The following is a 19,919-nucleotide window of genomic DNA, read 5'->3' as shown; positions in this document are numbered from 1 at the left end:
TCTTTCATATGTATGGTAGTGGACAAGCAATTATGAATGGGATTTGGGAGAGATTTTGGTTTTGGATTGGGATTGTGTATATCCGTGGGTGGGATTGTCGGAAATTCTTTTTGGGGATATGTATTTGATAATAAAATCGGGTTTTTGAAAATATATGCTTGATGAGATCTTAATAACGGATGTGCTTACCTGAAATCAAGCCGTTTTTCTTAAAAATCAAGCCGATTCACATCATAATCCAGCTACTTTTATGAAAAATCCAGCCGATTCCAATGAGAATCCAGCCGAAATCGCCAGGTATCCAGCTAAATTACTTTTTTTACCAACAAACGCACTCCCCCAACTTCCACCGCCCCCTCATCCCATCAGTAACCGCACTCACGCCGTAACACGCCACCCACCACACACACGCACCAACCAAAAAAAAGGCAAGCTCCCCGAAAAGAGCTCACCTTTTTCATATTCTTACTTACGCATCCTTAATCATGTTTTGCTCAGAAACAGGTGTTTCCTCAACTTCCTTCACACGCTCGATATCGGCGCCAAGGCCTGCAAGCTTCTGATGGAAGTTCACATATCCACGATCTAAATGCTTCAGTTCTGTTACGCGAGTATAACCGTCTGCTACAAGACCGGCGATGGAAAGTGCTGCTGCGGCACGAAGATCCGTTGCAGCTACTTCTGCCCCTTGAAGAGGTGTTGGTCCGTTCATGATGACCGAACGTCCTTCGATCTTGATGTCTGCTCCCATACGACGGAATTCTTCTGCATGCATGAAACGGTTTTCGAAAACTGTTTCCGTGATGACGCTGGTACCGTCAGCTGCAAGAAGCAATGCCATCATTTGGGATTGCATATCTGTAGGGAAACCAGGATGAGGCATTGTTTTGATATCGACAGATTTCAGTTTCTCCGGTCCGATGACACGAAGGCCTTCTTCTTCGTCGATGATCGTTACGCCCATTTCTTCCATCTTCGCAACTAATGAAGATAAGTGTTCAGGGATCGCTCCTTTTACAAGGACATCACCTTGCGTGATTGCAGCTGCAACCATGAATGTTCCCGCTTCGATACGGTCAGGGATGATGCTGTGCTCGACACCGTATAAACGATCTACACCTTCGATACGGATCGTCCCGGTACCTGCACCAACTACGTTTCCTCCCATTTTGTTCAGGAAGTTCGCTAAGTCGACGATTTCAGGCTCTTTTGCGACGTTCTCCAGGATGGTTGTTCCTTCTGCAAGAGCAGCAGCCATCATGATGTTTTCTGTGGCCCCGACACTTGGGAAGTCCAGATACACTTTGGCACCCTTCAATCTTCCGTCTACTTCAGCTTCGATGAAACCATTTCCTACCTTCACTTTGGCTCCCATTGCTTCGAAGCCTTTTAAGTGCTGGTCAATCGGTCTTGATCCGATGGCACAACCTCCAGGAAGAGCGACACGCGCTTTACCTGTACGACCTAAGAGTGAACCCATTACAAGAACGGATGCACGCATTTTACGAACATATTCGAACGGTGCTTCTACAAACAACTCTCTTGATGCATTCACGATGACTTCACCATTGTTAAACTCTACATCTGTATTTAAATGACGTAATACTTCATTAATCGTATATACATCGGAGAGTGGTGGTACATTTTTAATGACACTTTTTCCTTCACTTGCTAATAATGTAGCAGCGATGACTGGTAAAACGGCATTCTTTGCTCCTTCAACTTGCACTGTACCGCTTAAACGCTGACCGCCGCGGACGATAATTTTTTCCAAGAGTATTCCCCTCCGCGTCCAATTTCTCTATATTAATATTCAATAATTAGGATGGGTGTGCCAATCACAAAGGTTGTCTTAGCGCCCATTCCGCTTTTCCGTAGACCTAGTTGTATATTCATATCATCATTTTTTGTTGGTATAGTCCGTGACATTTGTTCCGAGTAAGCTGAAATGGAATAAAAGTCCTCTTCTTTAAGTGATTCCAATTCTTTTGCGTCTAATTTCGACATTAATTCGACAGCCTGATTCGACAAAACTTTCTCAAGCTTATCATTGAATTCGCCTTTTATACAAGAGAAAATCATAGGTTTAGTAGTAAAAATGATTTCCATATTTGGGATGAATTCGGTCTTGATGTAATGCTTGGTGTCTTCTCCCAGCGCTTTCTGATTTCCACGCATTTCATACATAATGTACGAAACCGAATGCTCGTTTGTGAGGGTATGCTGGAATTTAATGGTTTCTTCCCCGTGAGACGTCTGACGTTGTCCCACAACCACTACTTCTTCAGCCGACCTTTTCGTCACCCAGTCAAAATCAGAAAATGTTTCTTGCATAGTAGTACTATATTTGGCAAACCCTTTATTCGTGAAGCTTTTTTTGTTTTCTCTTGCATATAGAGACCATTCAGTTATGTGACCTTGAGAATGAACAATGGCTTGATCAAGCTTTTCAATGTCTAATAAATGATTGGCTTCGATAGTGTTGTTCCCATTAATGACAGGAAGAAAACCTAATCCAACAAAAAAGATTAAAATAATGTAAAAATACCGACCCATCTACCATTCCTCCCCTTACCTAAAAGTCTGTCCGAATAGGGAAAGAACATACTTGAAAATTGTCGTCATCTTTTTACAATTATTGAGGCTTTCATGCAGTCTTATGAAAAGGGTTTCACTTTGAAACTTTTTCACAAAGGTACGAACACAAAACTAATCTTACTGAAAACAGACAGCATTGAAAACATGCAGTAAGACCTATTTTTTGTCAGAAGCTCTACTTATTCAAAGAAAACAGGCAAGCTCTGAGACCAAAGGTAATAGTCCAGTAAGAACCGGCTGACGGCTGACCCGATCGCGATCGTTAGCAGGATATACAATAGTCTCCCTTGAGCGACTCGATTCTTCTTCAGGAGTTTGTCCAGCTGAATGGCTTGCAGCGACCAAAACGTGATCCCGAATATAAACAGATGTACAAGCATGCTGATCAGGGCCTGTTGACCAAAGCTTTCCACCACTCTTCTCACTCCCTGTAAACAATTTGACGCACATAGACCATTTTACCACATAATTCAGTAACAACCTATCCATTTTACAAATTTTTTAAGTTAGGTTCTGGTGTGAGATTCCGGTGTATTTTATCCTTTTTCCCACGGTAAAATGGGGATTCTTCTATTTGAATTATCTATGTGTCAATCGGAGACTCTTAGCGGCATATTTCTTCCCGTATATATGTAAAACCTATTGGTGCTTAAGCCCCGTTAATCGGTGTCCGTCCCTCAAAATCACGTGAAATTCCAACCTTTTTTGTTGAAAATCTCGATGAATACTGGCTTTTCCTCAGGTCCTTCTCTCTTTTTAAGAGGTCCGTCCCTCATAAGCCACCCACTACAGAGTATGTAATGGGTGGTTTCTTTTTAGGGTGGGTGTTTCACGGGGATAGGATGGTTTGGGGTTATTTTTTCCCTTTATCTTTTCCTTTGCCTTTGCCTTTGCCTTTTTGGCCCTGTTTCATGCATTCATAGTAGTAACCCATGCAGCCGCATTTTTCCTGTTTGCCCTTGCCTTTTTGTTTCTCTTTGCCTCCCTTGGCATCTTTGGGACCCATTTCGCCTATCATCCATTGGTATTCTCCATATTGATTACATTGCTTCTGGCCTTTGCCTTGTCCTTTTTTCGAACTCATTTTTCCTACCTCCTTTTGTTCTTTCCTTTAGTTTACGTTTCGGGTCCTTCTGGCGTATAGGTTGTCCGCCTAACGAAGAGCCCTTTTTTGAATTCATCAGGGGATCTCTTTCTGGATTCGTCTTTGATCCTTTCATACATACTCTTCAGCCGGAGATCTACGACCCATTTTGTATTCGATTGACAACTAGTCCCACAAAAAGGGCTTCTGTAGTAGTACGAGGTCACGGCATGACACATATACATAAAGTGAAAATGTTTATATAACTGGAGGGAACAAGTATGAACAAAGAGTTAATGTCTTCATTGGTCGGGAAAGTTGTCAAGGTGAATCGCGGAGGCCCTGAATCACGCACAGGAAAGCTTTTATATGGAGGGGACGATCATTTCGCTCTCTTAACGGAGAAAGACGGTGTGATCTACTTCAATTCTTCACATGTTAAGAGCATTTCCCAAAATATCAAATCAGGATTGCCTTTTAACGGGGAGGAGCTTTCAGAAGAAGGTATGGAATTTATGAAAGAAGACACATTTGGATCTTTACTCACCAGCTTGAAATATCAATGGGTCAGCATCAACCGCGGTGGTCCGGAAAAGCTTGAGGGAATCCTTGAGAATTCAAATGATGATTTCGTCACGCTGGTTCTGAATGAAGAGGTTGTCCGTCTGGCCACGTTCCATGTCAAGAGCATCAGCTACGGTGTGAAAGCCAAAAAAGAAGAAAAAACGGAAGAAGAGAAGTAATCTTCTGTTTAAAGGAAGGAGAAATGATACATGAGTAATTTTAACGATTCATTAAAAGGATTAACAGGTCATCAAATCGATATGATTCTAAATGACGGCACAAAGCTGTCAGGTCAATTGGCGGAGGTCAGTACGGATTACCTAACCGTCTACTCCAGCGAAAACGAAACGTTGTATTATCCGATTTCACAAATTCAGTCCGTGATCAAGAACTCTAAATATGTAGAAGCATTGCCGATTTCAGACAACTATCTTAAGGGTGAGAAAATATCCGATGTATTGTCTCAAAGCCTGCTCAGCTGGGTGGTCATCAACGGATCCGGAAAAGTTTCCTACTCAGGGGTCCTTTCAGCAGTAGAGGAAGACCACATCGTATTGACCCAAGGGAAGGACCGGGTTTATCTGAAACATTCTTCTGTACTGAATGTGTATGACGGATCAAAGAAAACCACTTCAAACGACAGCGCATCATCCAGTAACCAATCATCGAATAACGGGAGCGCTTCAGAAAAGCAGGAATCTTCCACAAGCAAGTCCTCAGCTCAGCAGAAAAACCAAGCTTCTAAAAAATCTGGAAAAAATAAAAAACAGCAGCCTGCTTTCTATTTCTATGAACTTGAAGGCGTCAATTCATCAAGGGAAAAGACCTCTAAGTAATAATGCCCGAATCTGCATAAAAGTTGGTCATCATTTATGTACAGGCTTTTAACTTGAATAATCTCAGTATCCTCAGTGATTGGCGGATTACTGCCTAATGATGATGCTGGGACTTTTCCTATTTGTATATTCAGCTGTTAACCAATCGGGGTACACCCTTTCGCATTGTATTTCCAGGTTGTTAGCCTAAATGTGGACAACCGATGCGGAGCGTTATTTATTCAACTCTTTGGAAAATGCCTTCAAACGGTTGCTCATATTGGAATACCTGATAGCAATTCTAATCAGAAAGGAGTAACAAGCAAATGAAACATGTTTATTCTAAATTTACCGGAGATGCGGTCGTCATCGAACTGACTGGAAAAAAGACCATCACAGGATATTTGGTCGAGGCAGGTAACGAGGTTTTGATCGTCTATAACGGAGACGACTATATCTATCTTTCTACTTCTCATATTAAAAACATGTCGATTGTATCGAAAGAAATGATCGGGATCGACAAACCGTCTGACAGTCCCCTGCTCGAACAGGAAGATCCATTATCCCTGCGAAAAATACTGACAACCGCCAAGGGCGTCTTCCTGGAAATCTACACAATGGGTAATCAGCCGATTCACGGCTACATCACAGGGATCATGAACAATTACTTCGTCTTCTATTCCCCTGTCTATAAAACCATGTACATCTCCCTGCAGCACCTGAAATGGCTTATTCCCTACTCTACAAATCTTTCTCCCTACCGTCTGGCAAAAGAAAACCTCCCCGTGAATCCCACAAGTGCCATCAGCCTTGCAAGAAGCTTCGAGGTTCAACTCGAAAAACTGTGCGGCCATCTGATTGTACTGAACCTGGGAGTGAATGAAGAGTTGATTGGTAAGATCGAAAAAGTGGACGGCAACATCATGGAATTGGTCACAGCCAAGGGTGAATCCCTTTACTTGAATATGCAGCATATCCAGACCGTCCATTTGCCATAAAAAAACCACCTTTCGATTGGAAAGGTGGTTTCTTCTTTATTAGAAGTTACGTTCGGAAACGTTAATTCTGTTCATGGCACGCTTAAGAGCGAGTTCGGCACGACGGAAATCTACGTCGTCGCGTTGTGCCTGCATGCGGTCTTCTGCACGGCCTTTTGCTTCTTTCGCGCGTTGTACATCGATAGCTTCTGCTGTTTCAGCAGACTGTGCTAGAATTGTCACTTGTTCAGGACGTACTTCTAAGAATCCGCCACTGACAGCTACAAGCTCAGTGTTGCCACCTTTTTTCAGGCGAACCGCACCGATTTGTAGTGGAGCAACCATCGGAATGTGTCCAGGTAAGATTCCAAGCTCACCACTTTGAGCTTTCGTGCTCACCATTTCCACTTCTGAATCGTACACTGGGCCATCGGGAGTGACAATATTGACTTTTAATGTCTTCATTTTCTTCCCTCCTGGTCCCTAATTATACCTCTACGCCCATTTCTTTAGCTGCAGCCAATACGTCCTCGATCGGACCTACTAGACGGAATGCATCTTCTGGAATGTGGTCGTATTTACCTGCAAGAATATCAACGAAACCTTTTACCGTGTCTTTTACTTGTACGTATGAACCCGGTTGGCCTGTGAACTGTTCCGCCACGTGGAAGTTTTGAGATAAGAAGAATTGTACACGACGTGCGCGGTGTACTGTCAGCTTATCATCATCAGAAAGCTCATCCATACCAAGGATCGCGATGATATCTTGAAGTTCTTTATAGCGCTGTAACGTTTGTTGAACGTTACGGGCAACATTATAGTGTTCTTCTCCAACGATCTCTGGAGAAAGAGCACGGGAAGTCGATGCGAGTGGATCTACCGCAGGATAGATACCCATTTCAGAAAGCTTACGCTCAAGGTTCGTTGTTGCGTCAAGGTGAGCGAAAGTCGTGGCAGGAGCCGGATCCGTGTAGTCATCGGCAGGTACATAGATCGCTTGGATCGATGTTACAGAACCTACGTTTGTTGACGTGATACGCTCTTGCAGTTGACCCATTTCAGTCGCAAGTGTCGGCTGGTAACCAACGGCAGATGGCATACGGCCTAACAGAGCAGATACCTCAGAACCTGCTTGCGTGAAACGGAAGATGTTATCGATGAACAGAAGTACGTCTTGACCTTGCTCATCACGGAAGTATTCAGCCATTGTAAGACCCGTCAAGGCAACACGCATACGCGCACCTGGCGGCTCGTTCATTTGTCCGAATACCATCGCTGTTTTCTTGATAACGCCAGAATCGCTCATCTCGTGGAAAAGGTCATTTCCTTCACGAGTACGCTCACCAACACCGGCGAATACAGAGATACCACCGTGCTCTTGAGCGATGTTGTTGATAAGCTCCTGGATTAATACGGTTTTACCAACACCGGCACCACCGAATAGACCGATCTTACCACCCTTGATGTAAGGAGCAAGTAAGTCTACTACTTTGATACCTGTTTCAAGAATCTCAACTTCTGTTGAAAGCTGATCAAATGTAGGTGCCTGTCTGTGAATCGGATCGCGACGGGCTCCTGCATCAACAGGCTCATCTAAATCGATTGATTCACCTAGAACGTTGAATACACGACCTAATGTTACATCCCCTACTGGTACAGAGATTGGCGCGCCTGTATCGAGTACATCGGCTCCACGTTGTAAACCATCTGTAGAAGCCATTGCGATCGTACGTACAGAATCATCACCTAGGTGAAGGGCAACCTCTAATGTAAGTTCAGCTCTATCTGCAATTTGGACCTTTAAAGAGTTGTAGATATCAGGAAGTTGCCCGCTGGCGAACTTGACATCAACAACTGGACCCATTACTTGAAGAACGTGTCCTTTGTTCATCTCTTTCCCTCCTAACTAGCTTTTGACAAAAACTTTATGAAGTATTAACGGTCTAATACCGTTTAATGTTCTATTCGAGTGCCGCTGCCCCGCCGACGATCTCAGTGATTTCCTGAGTGATGGCTGCTTGACGCGCACGGTTAAATTTCAGTGTAAGGTCACTTATGATTTCCTTCGCATTATCGGTTGCATTTCTCATCGCTGTCATACGAGCGGCGTGCTCACTTGCTTTACCGTCAAGTAACGCACCGTAAATCAAGCTTTCAGCGTATTGAGGAAGCAACACCTCAAGGATCTCCTCTGCAGAAGGCTCGAATTCATATGAAGCAAGCTTTCCAGAAGGAGTCAGATCCGTTAACGGTAATACTTTTTTCTCCGTAACATCCTGTTGGATGGCACTTACATAGTGGTTGTAGAACATATACAGTTCATCGTATGCCTCTGCTGAGAACATACCAACCGCTTTGTTCGCGATATCTTTAATGTCAGCGAAATTCGGTTGATCCGGAAGACCAACGACGGATTCCATGACATTGTAGCCTTTTTTACGGAAGAAATCAGCACCGACACGGCCCAGAGCAATAATGGCGAATTCATCATTTGAGCTGTGACGCTCTTTGATTCGATTGCTAACAGCGCGGATTACGCTACTGTTATATGCCCCCGCCAAACCGCGGTCTGATGTAATGACCAGGTACCCGGTTCTTTTAACGGGGCGGGAGACTAGCATCGGATTCCTCACACCTTGACTGCCCGCTGCAACGGATGTCACCACTTCCTGGATCTTGTTCATGTAAGGAACGAATGACTTAGCATTCGTCTCAGCACGATTCAATTTGGAAGCCGATACCATTTCCATTGCTTTGGTGATTTGACTTGTCTTTTTGGTAGAAGTAATACGAGTTTGTATATCGCGTAACGATGCCACTGGTTCTCACCACCCTTTACATATTGTCAGATATAGGGAGGGGCTTTAGAAGACCTTCTCCCTATAATCCCTTATTCAGACTTGATGAACGTCTTCTTGAATTCATTGATCGCAGCTTTCATTGCATCGTCTTCAGGAAGACCTTTAGTCGTGCGAATATGGTCTAACAGTTCCGTATGGTTGTGATCTAACCAGCTTAGAAGTTCAGATTCGAAACGACGAATATCTACTACTGGAATATCATCTAGAAGACCTTTTGTCAGTGCATAGAAGATCATTACTTGTTTTTCAACTTTAAGTGGTTTGTTAAGATCCTGCTTCAGTACTTCTACTGTACGCGCTCCACGATTCAGTTTCGCTTGAGTCGCTTTATCAAGATCTGATCCGAACTGAGCGAATGCTTCAAGCTCACGGTAAGCCGCTAAGTCAAGACGTAGCGTACCGGATACTTTCTTCATCGCTTTGATTTGTGCAGATCCACCAACACGTGATACGGAAAGACCCGCATTGATCGCCGGACGTACACCGGAGAAGAATAGGTCAGATTGTAAGAAAATCTGTCCGTCCGTGATGGAGATAACGTTTGTCGGGATATAAGCGGAGATATCTCCTGCTTGTGTTTCAACGAATGGTAATGCCGTGATGGATCCGCCACCTTTAGCATCACTTAACTTCGCCGCACGCTCAAGTAAACGAGAGTGCAAGTAGAATACGTCACCAGGGAATGCTTCACGGCCTGGAGGACGACGTAATAATAGGGAAAGCTCACGGTAAGCAGACGCCTGCTTAGAAAGATCATCATACACAACAAGAACGTGCTTGCCGTTATGCATGAATTCTTCACCCATTGTGATACCAGCATAAGGTGCTAAGAATAGCATCGGAGCCGGTGAAGCAGCTGATGCTGTTACAACAATTGTGTAATCTAATGCACCGTGCTTACGAAGGGTTTCAACCGCGTTACGTACTGTTGATTCTTTTTGACCGATGGCAACGTAGATACATACCATGTCCTGGTCTTTTTGGTTAAGAATCGCATCGATCGCTACAGATGTTTTACCTGTTTGACGGTCACCGATGATCAATTCACGTTGTCCACGACCGATTGGAACGAGCGCATCGATCGCTTTGATACCCGTTTGAAGTGGCTCATGTACGGATTTACGATCCATAACACCAGGTGCCCCACTTTCAATCGGACGTGTTTTTGTTGTTGCAATTGGACCTAATCCATCAACAGGTTGTCCAAGTGAGTTTACTACACGACCAACTAGTTCTTGTCCTACTGGTACTTCCATGATACGTCCAGTACGACGAACCTCATCGCCTTCACGAATGTCAGTATATGGTCCGAGAATGATGATACCAACGTTGTTTTCTTCTAAGTTCTGTGCCATACCCATGACACCGTTAGAAAATTCAACAAGCTCTCCAGCCATGACATTGTCGAGGCCATGAGCACGAGCGATACCGTCACCGATTTGGATAACTGTACCTACATCGCTTACTTTCATCTCAGACTGATAGTTTTCAATTTGCTTTTTTATCAGCGCGCTGATTTCTTCCGCCTTGATGCTCATGAATTTCACCCCTCATTTATACGAAAGTTAACGAATTAGTTCACGCTCAAGACGAGTCAATTTACCTTGCAGGCTTCCATCATAGATGCGTGTCCCGATTTGGACCTTGATGCCGCCCAGTAAATTTTCGTCTGTCACATTGGTAATTCTTAATGATTGTTTTCCGACTTTTTTTGCAAAAGATGATGACAATGCTGTTTGCTCATCTTCAGTTAAAGGACGTACAGAGTACACTGTCGCATCTGCAATCCCGCGTGCTTCATTGGTCAATTCGATGAATGCCTCGACCATTCCTGTGATTTCGCCCGTACGGTGACGGTCCGTCATCAGCATCAATGTATTCAAGACATACGGGGAAGCCGCTCGAAATGCTTCCTGAATCAATGACTTTTTCTTATCTAACGTAAGCTTAGGATTTTCAAAGAGAACCGTTAATTCGGTGTTCTCAAGGAAAACCGCTCTCACTGTACGAAGCTCTTCTTCGATTCCTTCAAGCTGATTATGCCCCTCTGCAATCTCGAAAAGAGCTAACGCATAGCGCTTTGCAACTGTAGAGTAGCTCATCGCTCTTCCCCTACCTCTTGAATATAATCGTTAATTAACTTCTGTTGATCATCAGCAGAAAGTTCTTTCTCAATGACCTTGGAAGCAATAAGTACTGATAAAGAGGCAACCTGTTTCTGAAGTGCAGCAACAGCTTGTTCTTTTTGTGTTTCGATTTCTCGTTTTGCAGATTCTTTCAATCTCTCTGCCTCTTGACGAGCAGTTGCGATGATCTCTTCACGTTGTTCAGAACCTTGTTTCTTAGAGTTTTCAATCATGGTTTGCGCTTCAAGGCGAGCTTCTTTCAGAAGTTTCTTTTGCTCTTCTAAAATATTGTTAGCCTCAGTGCGGCTCTTTTCAGCTGCCGTGATTTCACCGGCAATGTGGTCTTCACGCTGTTGCATGATCCCCATTAATGGACCCCAGGCAAATTTCTTAAGAAGCGCCATAAGGATAAGGAACATGACCAGCTGGAAAACGATATCCCCTGTGTTAAGGCCAGCATGAGCTGCCTCACCGATAACGAATGCGTTAGTTAACATACTCGATTCACTCCCTTCAAGAATCGATTGGATCGTATTTTTTATCATTGAACCGTTCTTGCAAAGAATCTATTCCTTAAGTACATAGGAATGGCGAAGATAATCGTCAAGACGAACTTCGCCATTCAACCTGTCCGTTTTATTAGCTTCCTAGTGCGATGAAAGCGATAACTACGCCGATGATAGGAAGTGCCTCAACTAGTGCGATACCGATGAACATTGTTGTTTGTAAAGTACCACGTAATTCCGGTTGACGTGCAATTCCTTCTACTGTACGACCTACGATAAGACCGTTACCAATACCTGCTCCTAGTGCTGCTAAACCAACTGCAATTGCTGCTGCGATAAGACTCATTCTAAAGTTCCTCCTTTAATGTATAAGAAAAATATTTTTTACATATATGTTTGTCCACCGTAATGAACAGGTATATATTAATGGTCGTGGCTTACTTTGTGAGCCATATAAACCATTGTTAACATACAGAAAATGAACGCCTGGATCGATCCGACAAACACCGAGAACCCTTGCCATGCAAGCATTGGCGCGATGGCTCCCAATAGTCCTCCGAACCCACCGTTAACGGCAAGACCCGCAAGTAGTGCAAGCAGGATTTCACCGGCATAGATGTTACCGTAAAGACGAAGACCCAATGTAAGAGTGTTTGCAAACTCTTCAATGATTTTTAGCGGGAATAACCACCACATCGGCTTGAAGAAATCCTTCCCGTATTCGCCAAACCCCTTCAATCTGATTCCATAGAAATGGGACAGTACCACGACCATAACCGCCAGGGTCATCGTGATGGCAGGATCGGCTGTAGGTGACTTCCACCATAATTCGCCGTCATATACGACAGAGAATGGCAGACCCAGCATATTCGATACAAAAATATACATGATAATCGTGAGACCTAAGATATGAAAACGGCCACCCGTCTTCCAGTCCATGTTGCTCTTAATGATCCCTTTGACAAAGTCCATGACCCACTCGAAAAAGTTCTGCATCCCGGTAGGCTTCAGGGCTAAGCGACGTGTAGATAAGAGGGCAATAATAAACACTATGGCCGTTGCGACCGTGATCATCAAAACGTTCGCAAGGTTAAAAGTCAAACCCAGAAAATGGGCTGTAGGTGCTCCATGATTCAAAATACTTCACCTCTCTTCCCCGCTATTTATTAGTTTTGAAGCTGCTGAAAAAATAATCTATCATAATGACAATATAGGTCGTCATTAATCCAATAATAAGACTTAGGAGATGAAATGTTTCTGGAAATCGTGTGGCAATGATGACTCCAAGGGCGGCTGCGGCCATTCGGGAAGTGGTCCCTAGCGATCTCACTTTTTTCCCCTCTACCACGGCGTCCCCGAACTTCGAGACCCGCTTGGTCATGCCCCAGTGCATATAAAGACTTAAAGCAGTCCCTAAAATTAACCCTAAGAATACTGATTTGTGGGTGGTGAATCCCCAACCCAGGACGTAAATAGATAGCACGTACATTATGTATTTCCGCTGTCTATTAAACATTTGATGGAGTTCCGGCATATCTTATTATTCTCCTAAGAAGAAATGTCGTACTGTTCGAAGCATCGCATAGATTCCTGCGGCGAGACCGAGGAATAATCCGATGATTAAAAAGAGTGGTGCTGAATCAACCTGCTGATCAATCCATCTCCCCAGGAAAATCCCGACTAAGATAGACCCGACAAGCTGGGCCAAAATGGCCGAATAAATCGCCATCGCTTTATATGGGCTTTCGTTTTTTTGACCCATTTAAACCCATCCCATTCAAACGAAATTTGAACACGAGGCAAGCATTTCAGACATGATGCAAAACCGTTTGCATAAGGCTTTTTCCGTTGTGAAAACCTTATCATTTTACATCCTTTGTAAGCATACAATAGGGCTTAATCTATGTCAATGCGTTCAAGTTAAAAAGTTCACAACCTATCCACGTGTTTCTATTTTGTTCACATTTTCAACACAATTAGTAGAAAAGTGTAGGCGGGTTGGTCAGAGGCGACAAGCATAAGATGAATGAACCGGAAAGGCGTTCTTTGCCTTTTTGGTCGGCTTGACTTATGACCTCGAGCCCCAAGCCCCCGGAGCTGGACACCTCGAAAAGCGTAGGCGGGTTGGGCAGGCCCGACAAGCACAACTGGGAAATCCCTAAAGGCGCTTTTTGCCTTTTGGGATTTTTCAGTTGTGACCTCGAGGGACTACCCGCCGGAGCTGGACACCTCGAAAAGCGTAGGTGGGCTGGATTGGATCGTAAGCATATCATTTATTAACAAATTCATAGATTCCCCACTTCACATGCCCCTCCATTATATAGAAGATTCCCTTACTCAGTAACCCTTGAATTTAATGTAAATACTTCCAACTGATTTCAAAATGCTAGCGTTTTTAAAAACAAAGGTCCGTCCCTCTCAGTAATTTCTAAGAGGGACGGACCTATACACTATTTTATTCATTTGGATCGAAGGATTTTGGACGCTCATCCAGATGACCGAAATGGTAGCGGATCGCTTGGGTGATTCGGTAGGACGCCTGTCCATCTCCGTATGGATTTGTCGCTTTGGACATTTTGCCGTGTGCTTCCGGATCTGTCAGAAGTTCTTTCGCAAGCTTGTAGATGTTTTCTTCTTCGTTTCCTGCAAGCTTCAATGTCCCTGCTTCAATCCCTTCCGGACGCTCGGTTGTGTCACGAAGGACCAAGACAGGAACACCCAGTGAAGGTGCTTCTTCCTGGACGCCGCCTGAATCCGTCAGAATCAGGTGTGAGCGGGATGCGAAGTTATGGAAATCGATTACATCGAGCGGTTCAATCAAATGAATGCGCTTGTCATCGCCCAGTACTTCATCCGCCACTTCACGAACGGCTGGGTTCAAATGAACCGGATAGACAACCTGGATATCATCTTGCTCTTCCACCAACCGTTTGATTGCCTTGAACATATTTCTCATAGGTTGACCAAGATTTTCACGACGGTGAGCCGTCAAAAGGACTAAACGGTCGTCTCCAAGCTTATCCAATACCTCATGATGGTACTCGTCTTTTACAGTCGTATTTAACGCATCGATTGCTGTATTACCCGTAATGAAAATACCCTCTTCTTTTTTGTTTTCATTCAGAAGATTCTGGGATGATTTTTCCGTAGGAGCAAAATGAAGATCCGCCATGACACCTGTCAGCTGACGATTCATTTCCTCTGGGAAAGGTGAATATTTATTCCACGTTCTAAGGCCGGCTTCCACATGTCCAACCGAAATCTGGTTATAAAATGCTGCCAGACTCGCAACAAATGTTGTCGTTGTATCACCATGAACAAGGACAATATCGGGCTTGGCTTCTTTCATTATTTTATCAAGACCTTCCAAACCACGCGTTGTCACGTCGATTAGTGTTTGGCGATCTTTCATGATGTTCAGGTCATAGTCAGGCGTGATATCAAAAATATTCAACACCTGATCCAGCATTTCACGGTGCTGAGCTGTAACTGTCACAATCGTTTCAAAGCTTTCTGGATACTTCTTTAATTCCAGAACGAGCGGAGCCATTTTAATGGCTTCCGGTCTTGTACCGAAAATCGTCATTACCTTGATTGGATTCGTCATTTTTTCGCCCTGCCTTTCTTATTTCGTTCCGTACAAACGGTCTCCCGCGTCCCCTAAACCAGGAACGATGTAGCCTTTTTCATTCAGCTTTTCATCAAGAGCAGCGATGAAGATGTCAACGTCAGGGTGCGCTTCCTTAATCGCGTCCACTCCTTCAGGACAAGCAACTAAGCACATGAACTTAATGCTCACGGCACCGCGCTTTTTCAATGAGTTGATCGCTTCAACAGCAGATCCGCCCGTTGCAAGCATCGGATCGACCAGGATGAAGTCGCGCTCTTCAACATCGCTTGGAAGCTTCACGTAATATTCAATCGGTTTAAGAGTCTCAGGGTCACGGTATAACCCAACGTGTCCCACTTTTGCAGCCGGGATCAATTTAAGGATTCCATCGACCATCCCAAGACCGGCACGTAAAATAGGAACAATCCCTAATTTTTTACCTGCAAGGGTTTTCGCTTTCGCTTTGCTTACCGGCGTTTCTACATCGATATCCTCCAGTGGCAGATCACGTGTGATTTCAAAGGCCATGAGTGTAGCAACCTCATCTACCAGCTCACGGAATTCCTTGGTACCAGTTTCTTTATCACGGATAAACGTTAATTTGTGTTGAATCAACGGATGATCAAATACATATACTTTGCCCATTCGACTCTCTCCTTTAAATTCAGTTTTATGTAAAAATGGTTTGTCCACTTCATTTACACCTCAGACTATTGTACATAAAAGACATATTAAGAGCAACATGAGTTGGGAAGTGTAATGGAATCGTTAGAATTGAGAAAATTGGAGTTGGGATCGATCAGGGCGATGAGGTATTTGTTTGTTTTGATTGGGAAAGTGAAGTTCAGGATGCTTGGGACGGAGGTGATTGCGTCGTTTTCATGATTATTGCGTCATTTTCGCTTGTGATTGCGTCATTTTAAAATTTATTGCGTCGTTTTTTCGTTAATTGCGTCATTTTACTATGTTTTTGCGCCATTTAACAAATTATGGTAAACATCCATTGCAACCTCCTACAAAAAAAACCTCCCCACCAGGAACATCCGTCCCTAATGAAGAGGTCATCATCTATTATCTTTCAGGATATAATTCAAATTTGCTTGTTAGATCCAACACACGCTTGCGTGCTTCTTCCAATTTCGCTTCATCTTCATGGTTCTTAAGAGTCAACGCCATGATGGAAGCAATTTCGTCCATGTCTTCAAGACCGAATCCTCTAGAAGTTACAGCAGCTGTTCCGATACGGACACCACTTGTAACGAATGGGCTTTCCGGATCGAATGGAATCGTATTTTTATTAACTGTGATCCCGATTTCATCAAGGACTTTTTCCGCCACTTTACCAGTCAATCCCAGTGAACGAGTGTCGATCAATAACAGGTGGTTATCAGAACCGCCTGATACTAGATCGATTCCTTCCTTCACAAGACCTTCTCCTAAGCGTTTTGCGTTGTCGATGATGTTCTGTGCGTAATCCTTGAAAGAATCCTGCAGTGCTTCACCGAAAGCCACGGCTTTAGCAGAAATCACGTGCATAAGCGGTCCGCCCTGGATGCCAGGGAAAATAGACTTGTCTATCTTCTTCGCAAACTCTTCTTTACAAAGGATCATACCGCCGCGTGGTCCGCGTAATGTTTTGTGAGTGGTTGTCGTCACGAAGTCTGCATACGGAACCGGGTTCTGGTGGAGACCAGCCGCTACCAGACCAGCGATGTGAGCCATATCCACCATCAGGTATGCTCCCACTTCGTCAGCAATCTCACGGAATTTCGCGAAATCGATCGCTCTTGGATACGCACTTGCTCCCGCTACGATCAGCTTAGGCTTGTGCTCTAACGCTTTTTGTCTAACATCTTCGTAATTGATCAGGTGCTTTTCTTCATCTACACCGTACTCTACGAAATTATATTGAATACCGCTGAAGTTGACCGCACTTCCGTGAGTCAGATGTCCCCCATGAGATAAGTTCATTCCAAGAACCGTGTCGCCCTGTTCAAGGATGGTGAAGTAGACTGCCATATTGGCCTGTGCTCCCGAGTGGGGCTGAACGTTTACGTGTTCCGCTCCAAACAGTTCTTTCGCACGGTCGCGGGCCAGATTTTCTGCAACGTCCACATGCTCACAGCCACCATAATAGCGACGACCTGGGTACCCCTCTGCATACTTATTTGTCAAAACGGAGCCTTGTGCTTCCATAACGGCTTCACTGACAAAGTTTTCAGATGCAATTAATTCGATCTTTGTTCGTTGACGCTCTAATTCATCTTGAATCGCTGCATAAATTTCCGGATCTTGCTTGGCAATCTTACTCATACATATCCCCCTTTAATTCATAGGCCCAACTTACGGCGCCCCATTGATTCATTCAATCCCATTCTAACACGATTCCCCAAAAGGCGAAATAAAAACCTATAGTCAAAACGTAACGTTCGTGTTTAGCAACCACTTGGAGGGACGGACCTCATGTGACACTGTTCACAAATCATCTTACACCTTCACCATCCCCATTTAAGTCGCTTTATGACAATCATCTTCCATCTAAAGAATTTCCAAGCGCCTTTTTCACCCCATCCCTCATCACCCGCTTCTTCACGATCCTTTATTTGAACACCATCATCCTCCCCTTGTCTCCCATAATAGTTCGGATTTTACACCCTGTTTTAAGGTAAAACCCAAATAAAGGTCCGTCCCTCAAAGAGAAACGGACCTTCATTTATATGGTGGTTATTCGTAGACGGCTCTGGTTCCGCCGATGAGTTTTGGTCTGGTTTTGGCGAGGGTGACGTGAGCTTCGCCAAGACTTTTTTGTGATACCCGGATCGGGACGGCCACGTGTTTCAGATGCATGCCTATGAAGGTGTCGCCGATGTCGATGCCGGCGTCGGCTTTGATGTGCTCGACCATGACGGGATCCGTGAAGGAATGATAGGCCTGTGTTGCCATGGCTCCTCCGGCTTTTCGGACGGGGACGACGGTGACTTCATCGAGCCCCTTCCTTTCCGCCACTTCCCTTTCAAGGACCAGCGCACGGTTTAAATGTTCGCAGCATTGAAATGCCAGGGATACACCGACCGAATCTGCCCAGCCTTTTAATTCGTCAAAAATCATTTCCGCCACTTCAATGGTTCCCGACGTGCCGATCCGCTCTCCCATCACTTCAGAGGTCGAGCAGCCCACCACGAATACTTGTCCTTTTTTCAACGGAACCTGATCGCTGAAATCCCTCAGGATCGTCTGCAGTTCTTCTTTTAATTGAGCGATTTCCATGAAACCCACTCCTTATTGTTTGTCTTCGTAAGCCGTGATCTTTCCTACCCGGTTCGCGTGGCGGCCGCCTTCGAAATCCGTACCGAGCCACGTTTTGGCGATTTCACGGGCAAGTCCCGGACCAATCACGCGCTCACCCATGGCCAGCATGTTGCTGTCATTATGTTCACGTGTGGCTTTCGCACTGAATACATCATGTACAAGGGCGCAGCGGATCCCTTTTACTTTATTGGCAGAGATACTCATGCCGATTCCCGTTCCACAAATGAGGATGCCCCGGTCAAATTCACCGCTTGCCACTTTTTCGGCAACGGGTACGGCATAGTCCGGATAGTCGACGGATGTCCCACATTCACAGCCGAAATCCTCATATTCAAGTCCCATCTCTTCCATTAATGACTTGATTTCTTCTCTAATATTCACTCCACCGTGATCGGATGCGATTGCGATTTTCATATTCTCCCACTCCCCATAACCTTTGATACGTCTTATTTTGCCACATCCTCTTCATTATATAAAGCTTTTCAGCATGAAAAAACGGGTATGAGGTCCGTCCCTCCTACCCGTTTATTTTTATAAATGAAACCGTGTAATTGTACTCTTCAATGATTCCGCTTGTTCCTTCAGATTAAGGGCAAGCTTTTCCACGTCGTTCATGACGACGGCTTGTTCTTTGGTGCTGGCCGATACTTCGACTGCCCCCGCGGATGTTTCTTCTGCGATGGCGGCGACTTCCTGTGATTGCTGGGAAGTGAGCTGGATGCTGTCCATCTGCTGGTCGACGAGGACCGAAATAGTCTGGACCGATTCCGCCACTTCATGGATCGTTTTGGTCATGGTTTCGATCATTTCATTCGTCTGCGTCCCTTTTTGTGCTTCGGAGTTCGCAGAGTCAACCTGGGTTGTGATCTGTCCTACGACATTCCCCACCTCGGTTTGAATGTTTTTGATAAGTTCCGATATGCCTTGAACTGCTTTTCCACTTTCGTCCGCTAGTTTCCGGACTTCCTCGGCGACGACGGCGAATCCTTTCCCATGCTCCCCGGCACGTGCCGCTTCAATGGAAGCATTCAGAGCGAGGAGGTTCGTCTGGTTCGCAATATCCCCTACCAGCTGGATGATCTGCTCCACCTTTTTCGCGTTGTCTTCGAGTCTGCGCACAGCGTCCAGTGAATCTTCATTTCCTTTTGCCAGCCGGCTGATGCCTTCCACGAGGGAATGGATGACTTCTTTACTGCCCTGCAGCTCCGTCACCATGTTTTTCGACATATGCTCGGATGATTTGGAGTGGTTCTGGACTTCCTGTGCAATCCGGATGACATCCTCCACCGATTCAGCCGTGGATTGGATCGCCACAGCTGAGCTTTCAGCACCAGCTGAAATTTCGCTGATCGTTCTTGAAATCGAATCCGCTTGTGTGGTCGCGATTTCCGAAGCTTTCGACAGCTCGATCACATTTGAGTTCGTTTTGTTAAAATTGTCGTCGATACTGGATACCATGTCCCGCAAAT

Annotated in this window: 24 protein-coding genes; 4 read left to right on the top strand and 20 right to left on the bottom strand. The window is 44.7% G+C overall.

Annotated elements, in window-relative coordinates; genetic code table 11:
• Nucleotides 1–469: 469 nt before the first annotated feature.
• From murA to CN378_RS08860, 4 genes are all read right to left on the bottom strand, one after another.
• Nucleotides 470–1,774, bottom strand: coding sequence for a UDP-N-acetylglucosamine 1-carboxyvinyltransferase (gene murA, locus CN378_RS08875; protein ID WP_098351517.1), 1,305 nt, complete (start codon nt 1,772–1,774; stop codon nt 470–472).
• Nucleotides 1,775–1,806: 32 nt separating this feature from the next.
• Nucleotides 1,807–2,556, bottom strand: coding sequence for a YwmB family TATA-box binding protein (locus CN378_RS08870; RefSeq protein ID WP_098351516.1), 750 nt, complete (start codon nt 2,554–2,556; stop codon nt 1,807–1,809).
• 221 nt (nt 2,557–2,777) lie between these two features.
• Nucleotides 2,778–3,014, bottom strand: coding sequence for a DUF1146 family protein (locus tag CN378_RS08865; RefSeq protein ID WP_098351515.1), 237 nt, complete (start codon nt 3,012–3,014; stop codon nt 2,778–2,780).
• 437 nt (nt 3,015–3,451) lie between these two features.
• Nucleotides 3,452–3,682 carry a hypothetical protein gene (locus CN378_RS08860; RefSeq protein WP_098351514.1) on the bottom strand — a complete coding sequence of 77 codons (231 nt, stop codon included), beginning with the start codon at nt 3,680–3,682 and terminating at the stop codon, nt 3,452–3,454.
• A gap of 281 nt (nt 3,683–3,963) precedes the next feature.
• Between CN378_RS08860 and CN378_RS08855 the strand changes: the two genes are divergently transcribed.
• From CN378_RS08855 to CN378_RS08845, 3 genes are all read left to right on the top strand, one after another.
• Nucleotides 3,964–4,425: a hypothetical protein gene (locus CN378_RS08855; protein WP_098351513.1), complete on the top strand. Its 462-nt coding sequence runs from the start codon at nt 3,964–3,966 to the stop codon at nt 4,423–4,425.
• 30 nt (nt 4,426–4,455) lie between these two features.
• Nucleotides 4,456–5,082, top strand: a complete 627-nt coding sequence (locus CN378_RS08850) for a hypothetical protein (protein ID WP_098351512.1) — start codon at nt 4,456–4,458, stop codon at nt 5,080–5,082.
• A gap of 305 nt (nt 5,083–5,387) precedes the next feature.
• Nucleotides 5,388–6,059, top strand: a complete 672-nt coding sequence (locus CN378_RS08845; RefSeq protein WP_098351511.1) for a DUF2642 domain-containing protein — start codon at nt 5,388–5,390, stop codon at nt 6,057–6,059.
• A 39-nt stretch (nt 6,060–6,098) separates the two neighbouring features.
• Here CN378_RS08845 and CN378_RS08840 read toward each other — a convergent pair whose 3' ends face one another.
• From CN378_RS08840 to upp, 12 genes are all read right to left on the bottom strand, one after another.
• Nucleotides 6,099–6,503 carry a F0F1 ATP synthase subunit epsilon gene (locus CN378_RS08840; RefSeq protein ID WP_044339984.1) on the bottom strand — a complete coding sequence of 135 codons (405 nt, stop codon included), beginning with the start codon at nt 6,501–6,503 and terminating at the stop codon, nt 6,099–6,101.
• A 22-nt stretch (nt 6,504–6,525) separates the two neighbouring features.
• Nucleotides 6,526–7,929, bottom strand: coding sequence for a F0F1 ATP synthase subunit beta (gene atpD / locus CN378_RS08835; RefSeq protein ID WP_098351510.1), 1,404 nt, complete (start codon nt 7,927–7,929; stop codon nt 6,526–6,528).
• A gap of 70 nt (nt 7,930–7,999) precedes the next feature.
• Nucleotides 8,000–8,857, bottom strand: a complete 858-nt coding sequence (locus CN378_RS08830; RefSeq protein WP_098351509.1) for a F0F1 ATP synthase subunit gamma — start codon at nt 8,855–8,857, stop codon at nt 8,000–8,002.
• A gap of 71 nt (nt 8,858–8,928) precedes the next feature.
• Nucleotides 8,929–10,437 (bottom strand): F0F1 ATP synthase subunit alpha, encoded by a 1,509-nt coding sequence (gene atpA, locus CN378_RS08825; protein WP_098351508.1) that lies wholly within the window; start codon nt 10,435–10,437, stop codon nt 8,929–8,931.
• Nucleotides 10,438–10,464: 27 nt separating this feature from the next.
• The gene (locus CN378_RS08820) at nt 10,465–11,001 is read right to left on the bottom strand and encodes a F0F1 ATP synthase subunit delta (protein ID WP_098351507.1); all 537 of its coding nucleotides are present in this window, start codon (nt 10,999–11,001) and stop codon (nt 10,465–10,467) included.
• Nucleotides 10,998–11,522 carry a F0F1 ATP synthase subunit B gene (gene atpF, locus CN378_RS08815; protein ID WP_098351506.1) on the bottom strand — a complete coding sequence of 175 codons (525 nt, stop codon included), beginning with the start codon at nt 11,520–11,522 and terminating at the stop codon, nt 10,998–11,000. Before atpF ends, CN378_RS08820 begins: the two co-directional genes overlap by 4 nt.
• Before the next feature lie 142 nt (nt 11,523–11,664).
• Complete coding sequence (gene atpE, locus CN378_RS08810) at nt 11,665–11,877, bottom strand: F0F1 ATP synthase subunit C (RefSeq protein WP_032086923.1); 213 nt, start codon at nt 11,875–11,877, stop codon at nt 11,665–11,667.
• A 77-nt stretch (nt 11,878–11,954) separates the two neighbouring features.
• Nucleotides 11,955–12,668, bottom strand: a complete 714-nt coding sequence (gene atpB / locus CN378_RS08805) for a F0F1 ATP synthase subunit A (RefSeq protein ID WP_098351505.1) — start codon at nt 12,666–12,668, stop codon at nt 11,955–11,957.
• 22 nt (nt 12,669–12,690) lie between these two features.
• Nucleotides 12,691–13,065, bottom strand: a complete 375-nt coding sequence (locus tag CN378_RS08800; RefSeq protein ID WP_098351504.1) for an ATP synthase subunit I — start codon at nt 13,063–13,065, stop codon at nt 12,691–12,693.
• A gap of 6 nt (nt 13,066–13,071) precedes the next feature.
• The gene (locus CN378_RS08795; RefSeq protein WP_098351503.1) at nt 13,072–13,293 is read right to left on the bottom strand and encodes an AtpZ/AtpI family protein; all 222 of its coding nucleotides are present in this window, start codon (nt 13,291–13,293) and stop codon (nt 13,072–13,074) included.
• Between the two features lie 693 nt (nt 13,294–13,986).
• Complete coding sequence (wecB, locus tag CN378_RS08790; RefSeq protein ID WP_098351502.1) at nt 13,987–15,138, bottom strand: non-hydrolyzing UDP-N-acetylglucosamine 2-epimerase; 1,152 nt, start codon at nt 15,136–15,138, stop codon at nt 13,987–13,989.
• 18 nt (nt 15,139–15,156) lie between these two features.
• Nucleotides 15,157–15,786, bottom strand: coding sequence for a uracil phosphoribosyltransferase (gene upp, locus CN378_RS08785; protein ID WP_098351501.1), 630 nt, complete (start codon nt 15,784–15,786; stop codon nt 15,157–15,159).
• A 114-nt stretch (nt 15,787–15,900) separates the two neighbouring features.
• Between upp and CN378_RS22905 the strand changes: the two genes are divergently transcribed.
• The gene (locus CN378_RS22905; protein WP_257141083.1) at nt 15,901–16,026 is read left to right on the top strand and encodes a hypothetical protein; all 126 of its coding nucleotides are present in this window, start codon (nt 15,901–15,903) and stop codon (nt 16,024–16,026) included.
• Nucleotides 16,027–16,212: 186 nt separating this feature from the next.
• Here CN378_RS22905 and CN378_RS08780 read toward each other — a convergent pair whose 3' ends face one another.
• From CN378_RS08780 to CN378_RS08765, 4 genes are all read right to left on the bottom strand, one after another.
• A complete protein-coding gene (locus CN378_RS08780) occupies nt 16,213–17,454 on the bottom strand; it encodes a serine hydroxymethyltransferase (protein ID WP_098351500.1) in 1,242 nt (413 codons plus the stop codon).
• Between the two features lie 411 nt (nt 17,455–17,865).
• Nucleotides 17,866–18,408: a TIGR01440 family protein gene (locus CN378_RS08775; protein ID WP_098351499.1), complete on the bottom strand. Its 543-nt coding sequence runs from the start codon at nt 18,406–18,408 to the stop codon at nt 17,866–17,868.
• Between the two features lie 12 nt (nt 18,409–18,420).
• Nucleotides 18,421–18,864 (bottom strand): ribose 5-phosphate isomerase B, encoded by a 444-nt coding sequence (gene rpiB / locus CN378_RS08770; protein WP_098351498.1) that lies wholly within the window; start codon nt 18,862–18,864, stop codon nt 18,421–18,423.
• A gap of 117 nt (nt 18,865–18,981) precedes the next feature.
• A complete protein-coding gene (locus CN378_RS08765) occupies nt 18,982–19,908 on the bottom strand; it encodes a methyl-accepting chemotaxis protein (protein ID WP_483295071.1) in 927 nt (308 codons plus the stop codon).
• Nucleotides 19,909–19,919: the final 11 nt, after the last annotated feature.

The sequence above is a fragment of the Bacillus sp. AFS015802 genome (assembly GCF_002561455.1).
Lineage (GTDB): Bacteria > Bacillota > Bacilli > Bacillales > Bacillaceae_B > Rossellomorea.
This window is presented reverse-complemented; position numbering and strand designations above follow the sequence as displayed.